Annotated in this window: 19 protein-coding genes and 1 riboswitch; of the genes, 7 read left to right on the top strand and 12 right to left on the bottom strand. The window is 39.3% G+C overall.

Annotation, left to right across the window (positions count from 1 at the left end):
* Positions 1 to 44: 44 nt before the first annotated feature.
* On the top strand, positions 45 to 1,292 hold the full coding sequence (locus tag DUT71_RS02170; protein ID WP_113660868.1) for a glycosyltransferase family protein: 1,248 nt from the start codon (positions 45 to 47) through the stop codon (positions 1,290 to 1,292).
* Here the strand turns inward: DUT71_RS02170 and DUT71_RS02165 are convergent.
* Positions 1,287 to 2,570, bottom strand: coding sequence for a DNA recombination protein RmuC (locus DUT71_RS02165; protein ID WP_113660867.1), 1,284 nt, complete (start codon positions 2,568 to 2,570; stop codon positions 1,287 to 1,289). The genes DUT71_RS02170 and DUT71_RS02165 overlap by 6 nt on opposite strands.
* Before the next feature lie 139 nt (positions 2,571 to 2,709).
* Between DUT71_RS02165 and DUT71_RS20435 the strand changes: the two genes are divergently transcribed.
* Entirely contained in the window at positions 2,710 to 2,892 is a 183-nt protein-coding gene (locus DUT71_RS20435; RefSeq protein WP_240186828.1) for an ACT domain-containing protein, read from the top strand.
* A gap of 218 nt (positions 2,893 to 3,110) precedes the next feature.
* On the opposite strand, the gene DUT71_RS02155 is transcribed toward DUT71_RS20435, so the two are convergent.
* On the bottom strand, positions 3,111 to 4,253 hold the full coding sequence (locus DUT71_RS02155; protein ID WP_113660866.1) for an NAD(P)/FAD-dependent oxidoreductase: 1,143 nt from the start codon (positions 4,251 to 4,253) through the stop codon (positions 3,111 to 3,113).
* Between the two features lie 83 nt (positions 4,254 to 4,336).
* Between DUT71_RS02155 and DUT71_RS02150 the strand changes: the two genes are divergently transcribed.
* The 3 genes from DUT71_RS02150 (at position 4,337) to DUT71_RS02135 (ending at position 7,999) form a co-directional block, all read left to right on the top strand.
* The gene (locus tag DUT71_RS02150; RefSeq protein WP_113660865.1) at positions 4,337 to 5,032 is read left to right on the top strand and encodes a zinc metallopeptidase; all 696 of its coding nucleotides are present in this window, start codon (positions 4,337 to 4,339) and stop codon (positions 5,030 to 5,032) included.
* Between the two features lie 190 nt (positions 5,033 to 5,222).
* A complete protein-coding gene (locus tag DUT71_RS02140) occupies positions 5,223 to 5,513 on the top strand; it encodes a hypothetical protein (RefSeq protein WP_113660863.1) in 291 nt (96 codons plus the stop codon).
* Between the two features lie 2 nt (positions 5,514 to 5,515).
* Complete coding sequence (locus DUT71_RS02135; RefSeq protein ID WP_113660862.1) at positions 5,516 to 7,999, top strand: Hsp70 family protein; 2,484 nt, start codon at positions 5,516 to 5,518, stop codon at positions 7,997 to 7,999.
* Positions 8,000 to 8,009: 10 nt separating this feature from the next.
* Here the strand turns inward: DUT71_RS02135 and DUT71_RS02130 are convergent, their stop codons facing one another.
* The 7 genes from DUT71_RS02130 to dusB all read right to left on the bottom strand — a co-directional run bounded on the left by DUT71_RS02130 (position 8,010) and on the right by dusB (position 13,807).
* On the bottom strand, positions 8,010 to 8,918 hold the full coding sequence (locus DUT71_RS02130; RefSeq protein WP_113660861.1) for a hypothetical protein: 909 nt from the start codon (positions 8,916 to 8,918) through the stop codon (positions 8,010 to 8,012).
* Positions 8,919 to 8,989: 71 nt separating this feature from the next.
* On the bottom strand, positions 8,990 to 9,904 hold the full coding sequence (locus DUT71_RS02125) for a hypothetical protein (RefSeq protein WP_113660860.1): 915 nt from the start codon (positions 9,902 to 9,904) through the stop codon (positions 8,990 to 8,992).
* Between the two features lie 97 nt (positions 9,905 to 10,001).
* Positions 10,002 to 10,472 carry a VOC family protein gene (locus tag DUT71_RS02120; protein WP_240186827.1) on the bottom strand — a complete coding sequence of 157 codons (471 nt, stop codon included), beginning with the start codon at positions 10,470 to 10,472 and terminating at the stop codon, positions 10,002 to 10,004.
* 51 nt (positions 10,473 to 10,523) lie between these two features.
* Positions 10,524 to 11,330, bottom strand: a complete 807-nt coding sequence (locus DUT71_RS02115) for an AraC family transcriptional regulator (RefSeq protein WP_113660859.1) — start codon at positions 11,328 to 11,330, stop codon at positions 10,524 to 10,526.
* Between the two features lie 21 nt (positions 11,331 to 11,351).
* Positions 11,352 to 12,233 carry a DUF5694 domain-containing protein gene (locus DUT71_RS02110; protein ID WP_113660858.1) on the bottom strand — a complete coding sequence of 294 codons (882 nt, stop codon included), beginning with the start codon at positions 12,231 to 12,233 and terminating at the stop codon, positions 11,352 to 11,354.
* A gap of 145 nt (positions 12,234 to 12,378) precedes the next feature.
* Positions 12,379 to 12,765, bottom strand: a complete 387-nt coding sequence (gene apaG, locus DUT71_RS02105; RefSeq protein ID WP_113660857.1) for a Co2+/Mg2+ efflux protein ApaG — start codon at positions 12,763 to 12,765, stop codon at positions 12,379 to 12,381.
* Positions 12,766 to 12,799: 34 nt separating this feature from the next.
* A complete protein-coding gene (gene dusB, locus DUT71_RS02100; RefSeq protein ID WP_113660856.1) occupies positions 12,800 to 13,807 on the bottom strand; it encodes a tRNA dihydrouridine synthase DusB in 1,008 nt (335 codons plus the stop codon).
* Positions 13,808 to 13,860: 53 nt separating this feature from the next.
* Here dusB and DUT71_RS02095 point away from each other — a divergent pair, with 53 nt between their 5' ends.
* Together DUT71_RS02095 and DUT71_RS02090 are read left to right on the top strand one after the other, a co-directional pair.
* Positions 13,861 to 14,799 carry a type II CAAX endopeptidase family protein gene (locus DUT71_RS02095; protein ID WP_113660855.1) on the top strand — a complete coding sequence of 313 codons (939 nt, stop codon included), beginning with the start codon at positions 13,861 to 13,863 and terminating at the stop codon, positions 14,797 to 14,799.
* Between the two features lie 15 nt (positions 14,800 to 14,814).
* Entirely contained in the window at positions 14,815 to 15,624 is an 810-nt protein-coding gene (locus DUT71_RS02090) for a phosphatidate cytidylyltransferase (RefSeq protein WP_113660854.1), read from the top strand.
* Here the strand turns inward: DUT71_RS02090 and DUT71_RS02085 are convergent.
* From DUT71_RS02085 to metE, 3 genes are all read right to left on the bottom strand, one after another.
* Positions 15,621 to 15,869: a hypothetical protein gene (locus DUT71_RS02085; RefSeq protein ID WP_113660853.1), complete on the bottom strand. Its 249-nt coding sequence runs from the start codon at positions 15,867 to 15,869 to the stop codon at positions 15,621 to 15,623. The genes DUT71_RS02090 and DUT71_RS02085 overlap by 4 nt on opposite strands.
* A 534-nt stretch (positions 15,870 to 16,403) precedes the next feature.
* Positions 16,404 to 16,790: an acyl-CoA thioesterase gene (locus DUT71_RS02080; protein ID WP_113660852.1), complete on the bottom strand. Its 387-nt coding sequence runs from the start codon at positions 16,788 to 16,790 to the stop codon at positions 16,404 to 16,406.
* Positions 16,791 to 16,854: 64 nt separating this feature from the next.
* Entirely contained in the window at positions 16,855 to 19,158 is a 2,304-nt protein-coding gene (metE, locus tag DUT71_RS02075) for a 5-methyltetrahydropteroyltriglutamate--homocysteine S-methyltransferase (protein WP_113661089.1), read from the bottom strand.
* Positions 19,159 to 19,315: 157 nt separating this feature from the next.
* A riboswitch (cobalamin riboswitch) is annotated at positions 19,316 to 19,518 on the bottom strand.
* Between the last annotated feature and the right edge of the window lie 91 nt (positions 19,519 to 19,609).

Below are 19,609 nucleotides of genomic sequence, written 5' to 3'. Positions count from 1 at the left end.
CATTCCATATTCAATATATTGGCTGCATAAACAAACCATAACTATTGAAGAGAATATTTGTATTTTCTTATCATGGTAGGGAAACCTACCAAACTGGATTTAACAGGCTATTAAGTATTTCCGAAGCGCTCTCCCAGGCTTACGAAGTGCACTTTGTTTATGGAAACAAAAATAAAGTAAAAAAGCCCATAAAAATTAAAGGTACCCTTATTGAAATACCCTTAAGTTATACCCCTGGTTTTTTCCACAATTTTTATAAAAGCCTGTTGGAAAATGGCAGGCGGGGTTTTTCTAAATTATTGTTGATTACCTATTACTTTTTTACGGGGAAAGAAATTTTTGATTTGGGTAGGGAATTTGCCAAGTACAAAAGGAAAACCAATATCAATATTACCCCAAATGATGTTATTTTTGCTTCATTTCCTTCTATCGCAATCCATAATTTAGGAAATGCGCTCAAGCAGGAATTTGGATGCAAGCTGGTATTGGATTTTAGAGACCCGGGGGTTTTTGGCTATCCATCTATCGAAGACAGCAAACTATTGTCATTTCTGAGGAAATTTTTCCTGAAAAGAAGAGAAATGCGAAACCTGAAAAATGCAGACCTGATCGTAACCATCTCCGAGTCTATCCGCAGGCTTTTTCCGGAGAAATATCGAGATCAGGTACAGGTCATCAGGAATGGATATGATCTTAAGAAAATTGATTTTAAGAAGATAAAAGACCATCCCTATACTTTCAAATTAGTTTACCTGGGCTCTGTTTATAATGACCAGTTACAGGATACCACGTTTTTTAAAGCCGTAAGAAAGTTTATTGATCAGTTCACGATCCAGCCCCAGTATTTCCAGATCAGGTTTGTGGGAACGGATGAATCCATCAGGCTTAAGGAGCTAATTAGGAACTATAACCTGGAGCCCTATACCTCCATCAGTGCAAAAATGCCAATTGAGGAAGTATATACCGAGCTATATAGTGCAGCAATGTTTTTTCACCTGAAATATGGAGATCGGCGAGAGATTATTACGACCAAGCAATACGAATACTTGGCTTTCCAAAAACCTATCCTATTGCCTATAAATGACCATGGCGATTTAGCGGAAAGTATCCAAAAGAACAATGCTGGCTTTATATGCCATAACGAACAAGAGATCGTAAACTTATTAAAGGAATCGTTAGATAAACATTTTAACGGGCAGCCGCAACGCATAAACCGCACCAATGAAGAACTTTATGAGTTTAGCAGGCAGTTTCAGGAAGAAAAATTGATAAAGCTGATTGCGGCACTATAATTCTTCGTTGTCCAGAAACTTGGTATCGATATGTTTATTTGATTTTGTTTTTGCGCCCAACTTCTTGATTTTTTCAACCTTTCCGATCAAATTGCCACTGCCATACTGTAATTTTTTGAAAGCATCGTCGTGCGCTTTTTGGGTTTGTTCAATATGCTTTCCTATTTTCTCCATATCATTCAAAAAACCTACAAACTTATCATACAAGGCACCTGCTTCTTCGGCTATTTCAAAAACGTTTTTATTTTGCCTGTCTACTTTCCAAATACTGGCAATGGTACGTAAAGTGGCCAACAGGGTAGTTGGGCTTACCAAAACCACTTTTTTGTTCCAAGCATAGTTGAAAAGTTCTGTATCAGCCTGCACAGTAACGCTAAATGAAGCTTCTATGGGTAAAAATAAAAGAACAAAATCCGGGGAGCTGATCTCATACAAATGCTGATAGTTTTTAGCAGACAAACCGTCAATATGATTTTTGATAGCGAGAAGATGTTGTTTAAGATAGATCACTTTTTCGGCTTCGTCTTCCGCATTTACCATTCTTTCATAAGCAACCAACGAAATTTTAGCGTCTACAATCAAGTTTTTTTCGTCAGGCAGGTTAATAATCACATCTGGTTGCAAACGGGCGCCTTCGGCGTTATTTAAGCTTCTTTGGATACTATATTCTCTATCCTTCACAAGGCCCGAAGTTTCCAGCACACGCTCCAATACGATTTCGCCCCAAGTGCCCTGCTTTTTGTTATCGCCCTTTAAAGCCTTGGTTAGGTTATTTGCATCCGTTTGGATTTGTTTGCTTTGGTCCATTAATTGGAAAATCACGCCTTTTAACTGGCTTCTTTCTGCGGCTTCTGTTTGATAAACCTTTTCTACTTTTTCTTCAAAAGACTTGATATTTGCTTTTAGTGGATTAAGAATTTGATCTAAGTTACTTTGGTTCTGTGCAGTAAACTTCGCCGATTTTTCATCCAATAATTTGTTGGCAATGTTAGCAAATTCCAAGGTGAACCGTTGTTGCAACTCCTCCAGATTTTGCTGTTGCTTTTGTGAAATTTCGCGTTGTGCCTTCAAATTTTCTTCGGCCCGGGTAGCACGGTTATTTTCGTTGATGTAATTGGCCCGCAATTGCACCAGTTCTTGTTGTAGTTTTTGATTTTCATCCTTTAAAAAGTTAACCGAAAAAAGATCCTGCTCAGCGGGTTTATTGGGCTTTCTACTGATTAATACCACCAAGAAAATCAACACAATAACTAATAAGGCAACAATAGCAATTTCCATAAAAATTTATTTAAAGCATAGAGAAATAGCTTATAAAAACGATGTGTCTATGAGGTTTATTTGAACAATAAGAATACAAAGTAACGAAATTAACGTGGTGGTCTATATTTGATTTTACTTAAATCCTAATATTTAGTTCATGAATAAACTTTTAGTTTTAATACAATGTAAAGATGAAGTTGGTTTAGTGGCAAATATCACCCATATTTTAGCTAACCATCAGCTTAACATTATTGCCATGCGTAAGTTTATAGACGAAGAAGAAAAGCGATTTTTTGCAAGAATATCGTGCAGCAATAGTTTAAAAATACAGAGGAACTGAGGTTATATTGGAGCAACAGCTCATTTTGTAACGGATGATTTGGACGAAGGACCAATTATCAATCAGCAAACTATTCACATAAACCATATACGGCGCCAAACAGGTGGCTATTGCAGGAAGGGAAATCGAAAAATAGGTACTGAGCAAGGCCTTGGAACTGGTATTTGACGACTGCGTTTTTGTGGTTGGAAACAAGACCATTGTTTTTGAGTGATGAATTAAAAGCTCCTCAGTACCAGCGCTGCCGCTTCTTGACCTGTTTGGCTGCCAATGGCAATGCCCATTCCGTTACAACGTACAGCGCAAAATATATTTGGGCTTACTTCTTTGATAATAGGAGAGAGCGTTGGTCCAAAAGCCATGATACCGCTCCATTTTTGTTCTATCTCAAAAGATTTTTCTGGTAAGATCACCGATCTCATTAAGTGCAAAAGGCTGTTTTGTACCAAAGGAGTTTCGCCAAATTGGTGGGTTTCCTCGGTAAAAAAATCAAGGTTTCTACCACCACCAAGCAATACCCTATTACCAACATTTCTAAAGTAATAGTAACCTTTGTTGTAGTGAAAAGTACCTTTCCAATTTAAGTTTTCAATAGGTTTGGTAATTAATACTTGTCCACGGCCTGGCTTTAATGCAAGCTGAGGAAATAATTGATTGGCAAAGGCATTGGTACAAAATAAGATTTTTTTTGCGTTAAAACTACCTTGATTGCTAAAAATAACCTGTTCGTTTTCCCTTTCTTCAAAACCTGTAACTTCACAACAGTTTAAGATGCAAATGCCAAGTGAGGCGGCTATTTCGCTCAGTGACCTGATCATTTTTCCAGGATCGAGCTGCCCTTCCAATTTGTTTGATATAAGGCAACCTATGTTTCCAAAGCCAAAGGATTTAAGCTTTTCGTTTGCCGTAGCAAATGCGTTGGTTTCTTGGGTAATGTCCTTTATCAAGTGGTTGTAATGCCCAATTTTCGATACACATTCTTCCGCTAGCGGTTCATCTTCTTTGTTGAAAAGCTCAAACCCGCCATTAATTTGTAGCTCAAGCTTAGGATCACCAACCAGGGAACGCAGTTTTTGAAGACCAAGCCAACGTTTTTTTACAAGCGTGTGTAAACCATCGGTACCACAAATTTTTTCCTGTTCAATCAGTTCTGAGATACTTCCAAAACAGGCAAAGCCAGCATTTTTGGTACTGGCTCCAGACGGCAGAAAACCCCTTTCCAATACGATTACGTGCGTATCTACCCGTTCTTTTTTGATGGCAATGGCTGCGCTTAATCCTACAATTCCGCTGCCCACAATAATAACATCGGCCCGGTAAAAATGGCGCTTTTCCCAATAGGATATGTTAGGCAATCGCATGAAAATTGTAAAAAATTTAAGTTTTTATAAAGATGGGAACACTTTTTGATTTAGCGAAACCGAATAACACAAACATTTGAAAAATGGAAACGTATTTAATTTTATTTATTCCGATACTTCTGCTTAGTATGTTTGTACAGTGGCGTTTCAGAAATAAATTCTCGAAATATGCAGAAATGCAGCTTAACTCAGGCTTTTCGGGAAAAGAGGTAGCAGAGAAGATGCTACACGACAATGGAATCTACAATGTGAAAGTGCTAAGTTCAGAAGGCCAGCTAACGGATCATTACAATCCGGCAGATATGACCGTAAATTTAAGCACCGATGTATATTATGGTAGAAGTGTTGCGGCAGCAGCGGTAGCGGCGCATGAGTGCGGGCATGCCATACAACACGCTAAAAGCTACAACTGGTTGCAGTTTCGATCTAATATGGTGCCTATTGTAAGCATTTCCTCAAATCTTTTGCAATGGGTACTGTTGATAGGGGTATTATTAATTGCTTTTAACGGCCCGCCAATTGTACTGGGCATTGGGGTAGTTGGCTTGGCCATTATTACTTTGTTCAGTATTGTTACACTACCAGTGGAATTTGATGCCAGTAACAGAGCCCTGCTCTGGCTGAAGAACAACCAGGGAGTAATGCGAACCTCCGAAGAAAATACACAGGCCAAAGATGCACTATGGTGGGCAGCTATGACTTATGTAGTTGCTGCATTGGGCGCATTGGCAAACCTGCTTTACTACGCTTCGATGCTGTTTGGCAGAAACCGAGAATAATGCTAAAAGTAAAAATTTAATTAAAAGCGATGGAATAACTCTATCGCTTTTTTTGATGCCTACTTACCCTGATACTGAAAATGCGGCACCCCTCGCCATTTGTGCTCTTTCTTTGCAAAATTTAAAAGGCGCAATGTTATTTTTCTATTTAAGAATGATAACTTAGCACTTAACGACTCGCAATATTCAGATGAAAAATATAATCAATCAGATTTTTGAAATAGAAAGCAAACTCAACACCCAGGAGAAAGGGAACCTACAGCGCAATTTTGAAAGGCTTTACTATGAACTGGAGCAAAAAGGATATAAAATCGTTAATCCAATTGGCCAAACATACGATGAAAGAGACCTATCAATAGAAGCTAACCTGCTCACCGAGAATGGCCGGCAAAAAATTACCAAGGTGTTGAAACCAGTTGTTTACCATAATGTAGATGGCGTTTATACGCTAATTCAAAAAGCGGTTGTAATAGTAGAGTAGTTATGGAAAATATTGATTTCGGGATAGATTTGGGAACGACCAACTCTGGAATTGGAAGATTTCAAAATGGAAAGGTTACTGTTTTTAAAAATCCGGTAGGCTTTAAGGAAACCCTGCCATCAGTGGTGGCTTACAGAAACGACAGGATTTTAATAGGGGATAAAGCAAGGGAGTTTACAAAAGTAAACCCCGAGCACGTTTTTTCTTCGTTCAAAAGGAAAATGGGCAGCGAGTTTATCTATAAAATACCAAACAGCAACGAGGAAAAAAGTGCCATAGATTTTTCTACGCTGATACTGAAGGAACTGGTTAATTTTGTGGGCGAAGAAAAGCCAAAAGGAGCGGTAATCACCATTCCCGCCTCATTTGATACCATTCAATCTAATGCAACGAAAACCGCAGGGCACCAAGCAGGTTTTCAAGAAGTAGTATTGTTACAAGAGCCCATTGCCGCTTGCCTAGCCTATGCAAATACTCAAAATATAGAAACAGCGGAAACCAAAAAGTGGCTGGTTTACGATTTTGGCGGCGGGACTTTTGACGTTGCCCTGGTGAAAATAAACGATAGGGAGCTCAAGGTGATAGACCACCAGGGCAATAACTTTTTAGGTGGGATAGATATTGATCAGCTCATGGTTGAACACCTCTTGTGCCCCAGTTTGGAGCCACTTTTAAACGAAGAAAAGCTTTGGAAAAAAATGGTTGGCGTTAACCAAACATCCTATAAAAAGCTACTTATAGAGCTGGTATATAAGGCCGAGGAAGCAAAAAAGGAGCTTTCCATCAATACATCTACCTTTATAGAAATTGAGGTTAATGGAAACTTTATTGAACTTGAAATAACAAGAGAACAATTTAACGAGCTTATTGCGCCTAAAGTAGCAGAAACCATAAAGCTCACCAAACTTCTATTGGAAAAAAATAATGTTAGCAATGCTGAAATAGACCGCATTATACTGGTAGGAGGCACTACTTACATTCCCTATATCAGAACCACGCTTTCCAAAAGTTTTGAATGTTACGTTGACTCTACCATAGACCCAACAACGGCTATTATTGTGGGTGCGGCCTACTTTGCGGGAACCAAAACGTTAAAGCCCGATAACCATGAACTTAAAAAGGAAATTCCGGTAGCCGCAAAAGAACCGCAACGAGCAGTAAAACTTGTGTATGAGGTTAATACACAAGATTCGGAAGAACTGTTAACAGGACTGGTAGAGGGAGATTTTTCTGGCTACTACAGGATTACGCGTTCAGATGGAGGATTTGATACCGGTTTAATGCCATTCCACTCCCGGTTTAATGAATTTTTAAAAGTACTGCCAAAAGCTACCAACTATTTTAACGTTAAGATTTTAGATAAATTTCAGAATATCGTTCACGAAAAAGACGCACTGGCAATTAACCACGGTATTTATAACATATCGGGCCAACCATTGCCCAATGATATCTGTATTGAGGTAGATGATACTTTGGGAACAACCTATCTGGAAAAAGTATTTAAAAAAAACGAGATACTTCCCTTATCAAAAAAAATCTACAAAACCATTTCAAAAACCATTTTGAAAGGAACTTCAGATAAATTGATCCTCAATGTTGTTGAGGGCAATGCGGCTACCTCGCCCGCAAGTAACCTTTGTATCGGCTATCTGGAAATTGATGCAAAAAACCTGGAATCTAATTTATTGAAAGGTACCGATATCGAAATCAATTTCGAAATCAGTGAATCGAGAGACTTGGCGATCGGTATTTACATTGATTCGATTGGTTTGGAGCAACGTGAAGTGTTCAACGCCTCATCTAGGAACATTTCCATAGAGAAAATGCGAAGCGAGCTTAACGGGGTGTTAAACGATATAGACGAGGAGATAGAAGGATATGCCTATAGCCAATCTGGCGATATGGTCGAAAACCTTAATGAAATCAGAATAGGGATCATAGAACTGCTTAGGGAATTGATAGAAGCGGAAGATGACGCCGTAACCGACAAAATATTCAATATCGACGAACGTAAAAGAAAGGTATTTCAGCAGTTTGACCAGTTGGTAAGGGAAAAGAATGTCCTGTTGGAAATTGAAGAATATCAAGCCTGCAAACAAGAAATAAGAGAGGAATTGTTGCACAAGCCCAACCTGAAAATCGAAAGAACCTTTGATAATCTGATCAAGAACGAAAACATTTTCATCAACTCTAATCAGTTATCTATCATTAGATCCAAAATTAAAGAGCTGAAGAAACTTTCGAGAGAATTGTATTATCAAAACGACGATGCTTATATAGAGCTGTTTTACGATTACAAGCACCTTGATGTGATGTTTTATGAAAATGCCGCCCAAGCTGAAAGTCTTTTTGAAAAAGGGGAGCAAGCTGCTGAAAAAAGGAATATATCAGAACTGAAATCAGTTATTTCGGCACTTTACAACTTGCTAAAAATAAAGCCTAAAGATTATTTTGAAGATCAAAACGGAACTTTAGGGTTAAGATAAGCTGGGGATGCTACTTTTTGAGTAGTGTAAAAGCCAATCTGCCCATAATAATGGAAATCCATGCTATGCCACCTATGTTGGTAGGCAGAAAAGCTAAAATTACAACGGCAATTAAAATAGCGATGACCAATGCAATAACATTGCTTGTGGGCCATATAACCGGTTTTTCACCACCAGGATATACCCAATCATGGGCAATACCCTGGTTGCTTTCCAAGGTTAATGCCAGTTCGCTGGAAAAAGCATTGTAGTAGCTCGCCGCATACAAAACTTTTCCAAGGGCAGCTTTATCGGCCATTTTATCTCGCTGCCTATCGGCGATGATATTATTGATCATAAGGATTTGATCGTCAAAAAAATACTCGTCTACTTCACTCAGCAAAGCAAAATAAGCGACATCCGAGGCATAAGCATGTTCAGCTACAAATAAAGGATAACCGTTTGTTTTAAGCGCGGCAATTATGGCTTGATTTTTCAGGTTAAATGCTTCAATAATTTCCTGTGAGATATAATCTGTCAGTAAAAAAGGATAGATTTTGAAGACACTTTTTATACTGACCCAGTTATTTTTGTTAACGCAGCTTTTGAGGTAGGCCAGGATATTTTCCTCAAAAACTTCGCGAAACTCCACCAACAGCAATTCGTCAAAAGTTCCTTCTTTAATTGGCGCAGGATTAATGTGATCTCCTTCTGCTTTTAAAATGGTGGCCATATTTTTATGCTTAAGCAGGGGAATAAATTTAGTTCCGTACGTGTTTAAAAATAAAATCAGCGCTTCAATGGCATTGATATTGAAATCAGGGTTGATTTTTGACTCGGCCTTAAGAATTTTTTCCAGCCTAATAATATCTTTTTTGCTGTCAAGATTTAGGGACGATAGTTGCTTTTCGGCAAATTCTAGGTAGTGGAGCTGTAACATTTAAACTTCTGGAAATGTGGCAATATGGCTCAAGATAAAAAAAACTAAATCAGAAAACAGGAACCAACGCACTATTTTTTGGAAACCAGGAAAATGATCTTCACCACTAGGATGACCACGATATAAACTCCCCTTGGAATATGCGAGCCTATGGTAAGAGCCAAAACACCAACTAGCAAAAAGAGCAAAATAAACAGCACAGTTTCTGCCATACGATTTTGGCGATGCACCGAGGTCTTCTGATGAATGTTCATCATGAAGTGGGCCGTTTTTTTATTGGCTCCCAATATCATGTTTAGTGCATCATCGTAAGCGTTGTAAAAGGTGAGGGCATAAATGATATTCCCAAGTACGGCGATTTCAACCATATTTTTATGGCAACCTGCCGCACTATTGTTGATATCCCTTAAATCTGCGTCAAAATACAAGTTGTCTATTGCGCTCAGCATCGAAAAATAACCTCCATCTGTTGCGTACGGATGTTGCTCAGCAAAAGGAGCGTGCTCCCCATTTCTCAAAGCCAGGCTCAGGGCTTGATTTTTTAAGTGTAAAGCCTCTAAGGTATCTAGTTTAACGGTTTCGGCTACAATAAACGGATAAACAATGAATAAACTTTTTAAATTGTTCCAATTGTTTAGCGCAATACTCTGTTTAATGTACTTTGATATGTTTTCACTAAATACCGCTTGAAACTCGTAGATGGTTTCTGCCGCAACTTCCTTATCCTTAAATGGAGAAAATGTTATCCTTTCGCCCTCGCCCCTTAAAATAACCGCTATATTTTTGTGACCTGTTAAGGCGTTAAATTTGTTTCCATGAACAGACAAAAAGTTAACCAAATCTTCTACATCTTGTGCAGAAATGCCGTCATTCAGTTTAATTTCCGCCTTAATAATTTTAGAAAGCTTGATAATACCATCTTTGGTGGCGATATCCAGTGCTGGAAATTGTTCCTTAACAATGTCAATTAGCTCGAGCCGAATCATAAAATTTAGATAATGGCGAAAATAGCAGAAAATAATTGAAAATAGTTCACCGTTACCCCACTAAGGCACAAAGGCAGCTAAGAAATCAAAAATAGGGTTACTGCTGTGGCGAATATTTTACGAGATCAATGCCAATCCCGTTGGGGTCTTGAATGGCAAAGTGTCTATCGCCCCAAGGCTCATCCCTTAACTCAATTTTAATGGCAACACCTTTTGCCTTGAGTTGGTGGTATAGGGCATCTACATCCTCCACTTCGATGGTAAGGTACATGCCCTGGCCTTTAAACGGTTGATGGAACAACAGCTGTTGAGTGGGGTGGTTGGGCAAAAGAAAACTGATTTCTGCGCTTTTGTTTGGCGTATGCAATAATAAGTAGAACTCGTTTTCGAAGGTAATTCCAAATCCTAAAACTTCCGTGTAGAATTTCTTTGTTTCTGCTAATTTCTCGGTGATTACACCTGCATTTAATTTCATCGCAATCTTGTTTTTAAAAGTTTGACCATAGGTACCCTTGGCAAGAAATAAGCCCATCAGCACCATCGTTATATATTTCGTTATTGACTTCATCAACACAAAATTGGCTAAACACTGGGGGCTAAAATTGTAAAAATCGGACAATTATCTGCCAAAAGCCTTACTTGGAGTTACCCCGTAAAAATGCTTAAAATCTTTAATAAAATGGGATTGATCGAAGAACCCGGAATCAAAAAACAATTTGTTCTGTCGTAAACTTTGGGTAGATGGTTTTGCCCTCAAAATGTTTTGAAAACGAACTACCTTGCTAAAGGTTTTCATGGAATCGCCGATATAGAAATCAAAAAGCCTCCGTAGCTGTCTGTGGCTAAGTCCGGTATCAATTTCAGTCATATCAACCACGCCGTAATTTTTCATAATTAACGCAATGGCGTTGTAAAGGCGAACGTCATTTTGAAAATTAGCCAAGGGTATAAGAGCTAAAAAGAACTCATTTAATAGAGAAATAATCCTGTCAATATTCAAATTGACACCTAAATGAGCTTGGATAAAAGCGGCAACTTTCGGCACCACCTCTTTTAATTCCACAGCCTTATTGCTAATGCTAGAAGCATCAACACCAAATAGTTGTGGGAACATAGAAGGAAGAAACCGAATGCCGATGTAATTAAACTCTTCGGCCAGATCAAACTCCGTATATTTTTTACAGAAGCCCATTACAAAATTTTCCTGAGGTTGATTGAGCTCGAAAAAAATATCGATGCAACCATCGGCGACTACACGATAAGTGAAAGGACTGTCGAGCTTTTGGTTGGTTTTTAACTGCCAATAGCAATAAATATAAGTTTGTAGTTGTTCATGAGGTAAAAACTCCTGATAGCTTACCGCGCCATAAGATTTTACAGTAGGTTGAACGGGAATATATAATTGCCTGATGAAGGAAACATCCATTTAACATTAAATTACTGACTTTTAAAGATCGTTAAATTTTACCAATTCAAATTGTGGACTGGTTTGAAATAGCCATTTAAGTATTGGAATATGTCCGGCACCAAAAATAACCAGTATTCTATCGTTTTCATCATGGGGGATATCTTTAATTTTTTTGAAAATCCTGAGATTTCTGTTCATCCAATGCATTGAAAGGGCATCTGGACCTTCAAATCTTTTAGATTCGAATTGACCCCCCGCGATACTGGCACCGAACATACGGTCTATCACCTTATCCGAATTGATATATCTAAAATTATCGAGCAATGTTCTTTTTACGGTCATGCTTTCACGATAATTATAAAACTCAGTATATCTTTTCGAAATCTCATCACTCCCACCAAAATAATGTCTTTTCAAGATTTCATCGGTATAAGTCTTTGGAAGTAGCGTATCTTTTTTGTCTCGCAGTTCTAGTAAAAGCGGGTAAGCATCTACCCCATAAATGGTATCTAAATTAAATCTATCTACCAATCTCATGCCTATCTGGCTTCTTTCGTTTGCATAAAGCTTTTCTTTTCCAGCTTTAAAACTTTTAAAATTATGAATAAGATAGCCCGTTATCGGACCAGACTCCACTGCTATTTTTGTTGGTTTGAATTTGCTGATATAGTCTAGCAGCTTTTTTAATTCTTTTTGACGCTGCTCGCTATAAATATTGATCTTATTTTCCTCTTTTGCTTTATGTGCATCAAGCCCTGGATAATTAAAATGCCAGCTTCCAACCAATAATACTTTTGGTGCTTTTTTATCTTTCACCAAAAATACATCAGGATCTAAAAATCCATTTTGAGCATTAAGCGTTTTTAGAAACACGATGGAAAAGATAGATAGGAGGATAATGAATTTACTTTTTAAATACATGGCTTTTGTTTTTATAAGATGAATAAATTTTAGTTAGTCATCTTATAAAAGACAAAAGAAAAAAAGTAACGTTGCATACTGGTTCCCATCTTTAAGAATAGGAATTAGATGCATGATTAAAAAAGAAGATTGTTTAAAACTAGGGTTAATTAAGTCTGAAAGGGACCACTAACTCAAATTCAGGAATTTCCACTAAAAACTCCGAATCATCTAAGGTGCGGCGCATCAAATATCTGCCACGCATGCTTCCAATATCTGTTTTTAGGTTGCAACCCGAAACATAGGAATAGCTATCGCCAGGTATAATAACCGGTTGAACACCTACAACACCTTCGCCCTCAACTTCTCTTGCGGTGCCGTTAGAGTCAAAAATGAACCACTGACGGCGCATCAACTGTATTTCAAAATCAGTAAGATTTTCAATGCTGATCCGATAGGCGAACATGAAATGGCCATTTTCAGGATTAGAATGTTCATCCTGATAAATGGTATCGACCGAAATTTTTATGCCTTCAGTAATTGCTGTAACCATAGCCGTAAATTTAACTGTTAAATGTACTCAATAATCACGCCATTTCGTTAACGGGCATTATATTGGCGTATTTGTCAGTAATTTCATCTAACAACGCATAGATCGTTTCGATGTTTTCCTCTTTAACTAATTGAGTACGATAATGTTTGAAATCTGGCAATCCTTTAAAATAATTGCTGTAATGACGTCGCATTTCAAACACGCCAACCTTTGGTCCTTTCCATTCCAACGATTTGGTAAAATGTGTGCGGCAAGCATCAACACGTTCTTCTAAAGTTGGCCCTGCCAAATGCTGTCCTGTAGCAAAAAAATGCTTTATTTCCCTGAAAATCCAAGGATAGCCAATGGCTGCTCTGCCAATCATCATCCCGTCTACCCCATATTCCAATCGCCAGTTGGCTGCTTTTTCGGGGCTATCAATATCGCCATTCCCAAAAATTGGGATTTTAATGCGAGGGTTACGCTTAATTTCTCTAATTAGGGTCCAATCTGCCTCGCCCTTGTATAATTGGGCTCTGGTACGGCCGTGAATGGTTAAAGCTTGAATGCCCACATCTTGTAAACGTTCGGCAACTTCTTCCACATTCTTGGTATTATCATCCCAGCCCAAGCGGGTTTTTACCGTTACGGGCAAATGGGTGGCTTTAACTACCGCCTCGGTCATCTTCACCATTTTATCGATATCTTGCAGCAATGCCGAACCAGCTCCCCTACAAGCAACGTTTTTAACGGGACAGCCGTAGTTAATATCCATCAGGTCGGGGCCGGCCAAGGTGGCAATTTCCGTAGCCTCACGCATACTTTCAATATCGCTTCCAAAAATTTGGATGCCTATTGGGCGCTCGTACTCAAAAATATCAAGCTTTTGCCTACTTTTTGCCGCAGAGCGAATTAATCCTTCAGAGGAAATAAACTCCGTATACATCATATCTGCTCCGCCTTGTTTGCACACATAACGGAAAGGCGGATCGCTCACATCTTCCATGGGTGCCAACAACAAAGGGAACTCTCCCAAATCAATATTTCCTATCTTTACAGACATTTTTCTATCTTCAAGCTAATTAAAACTTTGCAAAGTTACGCATAATTCATAAAATGTATCAAAAGCCCCTATTCAAGCCCGAAGACAGCCCCTTTTTCCAAATGCTGTATCTTTTATTATTCGCCATTGGCGGATTGATTGTATTTATGGTCATAGGATTTGTCATCGTATTTTTTACAGATGGATTGGCTGGAATAAAAGGGGCTGCTACAGGAAGCGATCAATACATTTCGCCATTGAAGATTTTATTGGTTGCCCAGCAGATCGGCCTGTTTCTTGCCCCTGCCATTCTGCTATCGGTAGTACAAGGCAAAAAACTGCCAAAATTTTACGGATTGAAAGCCCCCAAAGCAAGCCTATTGTTGTGGGTTGCCGTACTCTCCATTTGTTGGATGCCCCTGATGGGCTTGGCCAACGAGTGGAACCAAAAGATGGTTTTTCCGGAGTTTTTAAAGGGCATAGAAAAATGGATGCGAGAAATGGAAGATACGGCGGCTAAAACCACAGAGGCGATATTAAAAATGAAGGATGTTCCAACATTGCTGGTTAATTTATTGGTGATTGCCGTTACTCCAGCCATTTGCGAGGAGTTTATATTTAGGGGAGCCGTACAACGAACCATCTTCCGTATCAAATCCAATCCGCACGCAGCTATTTGGTTATCAGCTGCCATTTTTAGTACTATTCACTTTCAGTTTTACGGATTTTTGCCCCGTTTACTTTTAGGCGCAGCATTTGGTTATGTTTATTTTTGGACGGGCAGCATTTGGTATGCGGTATTTGCCCATTTTTTGAACAATGCCTATGCCGTTTGTGTGGCCTATTACTTACAGGCCAACAACCAATCATACACCAATGCCGAAGATATACCAATGCCTTGGTATGGATACTTGATAAGTATGATTTTAACCTTAGCTTTGTTCAAATTTTTGAAAGATAGAACAACACAAACTCAGGGAAATGAGGTAAGTGAGGAAAATCTTATTTCTTAAACCCTATACCTTTATATGAAGACCAGAGCCATTACCGCTTTCTTTTTTACCATTGTAATGTTAGGATCCATTTTATTGGGTGCCTATACTTTTTCGGGCTTTTATCTCTTATTGAGCTTGGTTGCTCTGTTAGAGTTTTATAAAATGATCAAAATAGGGGGGATCCGTCCACATCGTAATATTGGTGTAGTGGTAGCAGCACTTATTTACATTACCACGGCAGCTTATCATTTTCTACAGTTCGAGCTTAAATATCTATTGCTGATTATTCCATTGGTATTTTCCATATTTATTGCCGAACTGTATAAGAAAAACAAAATCCCGTTTGCCAATATTTCCTACACCTTTGTAGGTTTTGTATATGTAACCATTCCCTTCTGTTTCTTTTACTCGTTAGGGTTTTTGATGAATTTTGAGGAGTACAGCTTTCATTTCCCATTGGCGTTTTTACTGATGCTTTGGGCAAATGATACTGGAGCCTATTTGTTTGGAATGAAATTAGGCAAGCGTAAATTGTTTGAAAGACATTCTCCTAAAAAGTCGTGGGAAGGCTTTTTTGGAGGCGTTTTTACCTCTCTGGTGGTATCTATTGTCCTATCCTTTCAGTTTACGGAAGTAGAACCCGTTGTTTGGGCAGGAATGGCGGCCATTATTTCGTGCTTTGGCACCCTTGGCGATTTGGTAGAATCGATGTTAAAGCGCAGCCTTGAGGTGAAAGATTCAGGAAGCTTTTTGCCTGGGCATGGTGGCTTTCTGGACCGTTTTGACGGCTTATTGATTGCTGCGCCTATTGTGTATGTGTACCTTTATTTGCTGATCCACTAAGCCGTTTCTCGCTTTTTCAACTCATTGTTGACTTGTTTCAGCTGAATGGAAAAGATGATTAGCAAAGGCGTAAAAGCCACCGGGGTAACCGCTAAAGCACTAAAGCCTTTTTTCATAGAAACAATAATGCCGCAGATGAGCATAATTAACACTGAGAAGCCCATGAAAATGACAGCTAATTTCAATGTTTTTGCTTTTTTCTTTAATTCTTCGGTAGATAGCGCTGTAAATGGTTGTGGGTTCATCTATTTAATAAAGTTAACCACGTCTAAATTGAGCATGGAATTTCGTTGAGCTAAATTAGCAGGGATTATTGAATGCTCAAAATTTGTTTTTTCTAATTGACTAAATAGCCTTATTTACACGGTGGGATAGAAAGAAACGACAGGCTTTTTTCTTCGAGTTTAAAAATTTACCGCAAAGGAGTAATGAAGTTTCGCAAAGGGCGCAAAGTTTTCTGATCCTGTCTTAACATTATGCAAAAGGTCTGTTACGAACAATGAATGTTTTCTTTGCGTTCTTCGCGTGTCTTTTATTTTCTTCGCGGTTAAGTATTTTTTAACTTTCTTCGAGTTTAAAAATTTACCGCAAAGGAGTAATGAAGTTTCGCAAAGGGCGCAAAGTTTTCTGATCCTGTCTTAACATTATGCAAAAGGTCTGTTACGAACAATGAATGTTTTCTTTGCGTTCTTCGCGTGTCTTTTATTTTCTTCGCGGTTAAGTATTTACCGCAAAGGTGGAATGAAGTTTTCGCAAAGGACGCAAAGTATTACTAACCTCTATTTAATTACTGGCGTAGGTTTTTTATTTTCATCTAAAGCCACAAAAGTAAAATCGCCGTGAATGGCCAATTCCCTACCTTCTGCATACATTTGCTCAATATAAATTTCTACACTAACCCTTAAGCTGGTATTGCCAACGTAGGTTACCTTTCCTACAAGCTCCACAAATGTTCCAGCAGGAATAGGTTGCTTAAAGTCAATCCTGTCGCTACTTACGGTTACCATTCTTTGCCTGCTGAATCTGGTGGCCGTAATAAAGGCTACTTCATCCATCATGTGCATGGCAGTACCGCCAAATAAAGTGTCGTAATGGTTGGTAGTGCTCGGAAAAACAGCTTTGAAAATACTAGTTTGAGAGCGCTGTATCCTTTCTTCTAATGTCATGGTCAAAGATAAATTTAAAAGACTTGCGAAGCTTGAAAACTTCGCAAGTCTATGGTAAAAATTGTTAGTTGTTCCTCATGGTTTTGGCGGCTTCCACCATTTCCGTCAATGCTTTCTTGGTTTCATCCCAACCACGGGTTTTAAGCCCACAATCAGGGTTTACCCAAAGCTGTTCTTTTGGAATTACTAAAGCAGCCTTTTTTAATAATGATACCATTTCGTCCTTATTAGGTACTCTTGGCGAGTGAATATCGTAAACGCCAGGGCCAATTTCGTTTGGATATTTGAAGTCAGCAAAGGCATTCAGCAGTTCCATTTGCGAACGAGAGGTTTCAATGGTAATTACATCGGCATCCATGGCGGCAATGCTGTCAATAATATCATTAAACTCCGAGTAGCACATGTGGGTGTGGATTTGTGTTTCGTCCTGTACACCGCTTGCCGAAATACGGAAGGCTTTAACTGCCCAATCCAAATAAGTTTGCCATTCGGCTTTGCGCAAAGGTAAACCTTCCCTAATGGCAGGCTCATCAATTTGGATGATTTTAATCCCCGCTTGCTCTAAGTCTACCACTTCATCTCTAATGGCCAAGGCAATTTGGGTACAGGTGGTTGATCGTGGTTGATCGTTACGTACAAAAGACCATTGCAAAATGGTTACTGGCCCCGTAAGCATCCCTTTCATGTACTTTGAAGTTAAGGATTGCGCATACTCGGTCCATTTCAGGGTCATCGCCTCTGGCCGGTAAACATCGCCGTAAATGATGGGCGGTTTTACACAACGGGAGCCATAGCTTTGTACCCAGCCGTTTTGGGAGAAGGTAAAGCCGCTTAGCTGCTCGCCAAAATATTCCACCATGTCATTTCGTTCAAACTCACCATGCACCAAAACATCTAGGCCAATTTCTTCCTGCCAACGTACTGCCTTTTCAGTTTCAATGGCAATCAATTGGTCATATTGCGCCTGGTTCAAACTTCCCTTTTTGAGTTTTGCCCGCCAGCTCCTTACTTCGGTAGTTTGTGGGAAGGAGCCAATAGTAGTGGTGGCAAAGGAAGGAAGATTTAAGGCTTCCTGTTGTAAAATTCGCCTTTTGGCAAAAGCATTTGAGCGTTTACCGTGGCTTTCGCTAATGTTGGCAACCTTATTTTTCACCGCTTCATTGTGGATTAATGGTGAGGTTTTTCGGCTTTGCTGGGCTTTAACATTTTGCGCAAGCTTCTCTTTTGCCAAAGTAGCTTCCTCGTTATTGGTTAACTGCTTTAGGGTAGTAAGTTCGGCTACTTTTTGTTTGGCAAAGGCCATCCATTGCTTAATTTCGGCAGTTAATATCGCCTCGTTTTTTTCATGGTCTAAATCGCAGGGCGTGTGAAGCAATGAGCATGAAGTGCCCATCCAAACCCTTTCCTTACCAAGGGCTTTTGTTGCATGGTTGATGATGGAGATGGAGTTTTCAAAATCGTTCTTCCAGATATTTCGGCCATCAACCAATCCTAACGAAAGTGTTTTTTCTTGTGGCAATTTGTCAATCAGTTCCTCCAATTGTTGTGGAGCTCTTACCAAGTCAACATGTAAAGTGTTTACAGGTAGGCTGCAGGCCAGGTCTAAATTATCCTCTAGAGCGCCAAAGTAAGTGGTAAGGATCAAGTTTAATTCTGGGAAAGCTTTTCTGAGCTGTTGATAGGCGGTTTGGTAGGCTTGTTTCTCTTTTTCCGATAAATCCAGCACCAAAAAAGGTTCATCCAACTGGATGTGCGTTGCTCCCAAAGCTTTCAATCTGGTTAAAAGCTCGATGTAAACAGGAAGCAGGTTTTTAAGTAGATCGATCTTATCAAAACCGGCTTCTTTTTCTTTCCCTAAAAGCAGGTAACTTACCGGGCCAATCAATACAGGCTTGGTGATGATGCCCAGTTGTTTGGCTTCGTAAAATTCATCAATTACCTTGGTGGAAAACAGGTGGAAAGTTTGGTTTTTGTGAAATTCGGGAACAATGTAATGGTAATTGGTATCAAACCATTTGGTCATTTCCATCGCAATAATATCCAATCCATTTCGCTGATAACCTCTGGCCATCGCAAAATAAAGGTCTAGCTCTGCGTGGTTTGGCAGCACGGCCACCGCATTATAGCGTTGTGGAATAGCCCCAAACATTAAGGAGTGGTCCAGCACCTGATCGTAATAAGAAAAATCATTGCTGGGGATCAAATCTACGCCCAGGTTTTTTTGGAGTTCCCAGTTTTGCTGGCGGATGTTTTTGCCAACCTGAAGTACGTTTTTGTACCCCGATGTGCCTGCCCAATAGCTTTCGCAGGCCTTTTTCAATTCTCTTTGGCTACCAATTCGCGGATAGCCCAATACTTGAGTTTGCATTTTAAAAGGGTTTAAATGAAAATATTTAAGCCCTAACCCTAAATAATGTTTTTTTGGAAGAAATAAAGGGCGCATAGACAAGCATGGCCAACCAAACCGCTGAAAGTTTCTGGCATTACTCATCATACCTTGACCCCTTGTCCTATTCCGCGAAGACATTGTCAGTTCAATAAAGGCAGGTCTCCTGACTTATCCCCAGCACTATCGCCTTCCCATTCCAACCTTGTTGGCACAGTGGCATTTTGATAGCGCTGTTCTTTTTTGCAAAAGAGGACTTACAGTTGCGCGACAGCTCGTGATTTGCACACGATTCCCTATTAATCCCGATATTACTCGGGAACCGTTATCGGTTTGATTTGAGATAAAGTTAAGAACTTGTTACGGCGAAGTTATGCAATAGCGACGAGGAAAAGAAACTTGTAAAGGATATTATGTTCGTCGCAGAAATACC

Origin of the sequence: Pedobacter nanyangensis, from assembly GCF_003313505.1 — a bacterium.
GTDB lineage: Bacteria > Bacteroidota > Bacteroidia > Sphingobacteriales > Sphingobacteriaceae > Pedobacter > Pedobacter nanyangensis.
Note: the sequence above shows the minus strand (reverse complement) of the source record. Positions and strands in the feature narration are given on the sequence as shown.

Bases quoted from the DNA above. Each gene is read 5' to 3' on its own strand.
- DUT71_RS02165 (WP_113660867.1), bottom strand. From the start codon at position 2,570: ATGGAAATTGCTATTGTTGCCTTATTAGTTATTGTGTTGATTTTCTTG.
- DUT71_RS02120 (WP_240186827.1), bottom strand. From the start codon at position 10,472: ATGAAGTCAATAACGAAATATATAACGATGGTGCTGATGGGCTTATTT.
- dusB (WP_113660856.1), bottom strand. From the start codon at position 13,807: ATGTCTGTAAAGATAGGAAATATTGATTTGGGAGAGTTCCCTTTGTTG.
- apaG (WP_113660857.1), bottom strand. From the start codon at position 12,765: ATGGTTACAGCAATTACTGAAGGCATAAAAATTTCGGTCGATACCATT.
- DUT71_RS02130 (WP_113660861.1), bottom strand. From the start codon at position 8,918: ATGTTACAGCTCCACTACCTAGAATTTGCCGAAAAGCAACTATCGTCC.
- DUT71_RS02135 (WP_113660862.1), top strand. From the start codon at position 5,516: ATGGAAAATATTGATTTCGGGATAGATTTGGGAACGACCAACTCTGGA.
- DUT71_RS02155 (WP_113660866.1), bottom strand. From the start codon at position 4,253: ATGCGATTGCCTAACATATCCTATTGGGAAAAGCGCCATTTTTACCGG.
- DUT71_RS02140 (WP_113660863.1), top strand. From the start codon at position 5,223: ATGAAAAATATAATCAATCAGATTTTTGAAATAGAAAGCAAACTCAAC.
- DUT71_RS02110 (WP_113660858.1), bottom strand. From the start codon at position 12,233: ATGTATTTAAAAAGTAAATTCATTATCCTCCTATCTATCTTTTCCATC.
- DUT71_RS02150 (WP_113660865.1), top strand. From the start codon at position 4,337: ATGGAAACGTATTTAATTTTATTTATTCCGATACTTCTGCTTAGTATG.
- DUT71_RS02085 (WP_113660853.1), bottom strand. From the start codon at position 15,869: ATGAACCCACAACCATTTACAGCGCTATCTACCGAAGAATTAAAGAAA.
- DUT71_RS02090 (WP_113660854.1), top strand. From the start codon at position 14,815: ATGAAGACCAGAGCCATTACCGCTTTCTTTTTTACCATTGTAATGTTA.
- DUT71_RS02125 (WP_113660860.1), bottom strand. From the start codon at position 9,904: ATGATTCGGCTCGAGCTAATTGACATTGTTAAGGAACAATTTCCAGCA.
- metE (WP_113661089.1), bottom strand. From the start codon at position 19,158: ATGCAAACTCAAGTATTGGGCTATCCGCGAATTGGTAGCCAAAGAGAA.
- DUT71_RS20435 (WP_240186828.1), top strand. From the start codon at position 2,710: ATGAATAAACTTTTAGTTTTAATACAATGTAAAGATGAAGTTGGTTTA.
- DUT71_RS02115 (WP_113660859.1), bottom strand. From the start codon at position 11,330: ATGGATGTTTCCTTCATCAGGCAATTATATATTCCCGTTCAACCTACT.
- DUT71_RS02095 (WP_113660855.1), top strand. From the start codon at position 13,861: ATGTATCAAAAGCCCCTATTCAAGCCCGAAGACAGCCCCTTTTTCCAA.
- DUT71_RS02080 (WP_113660852.1), bottom strand. From the start codon at position 16,790: ATGACATTAGAAGAAAGGATACAGCGCTCTCAAACTAGTATTTTCAAA.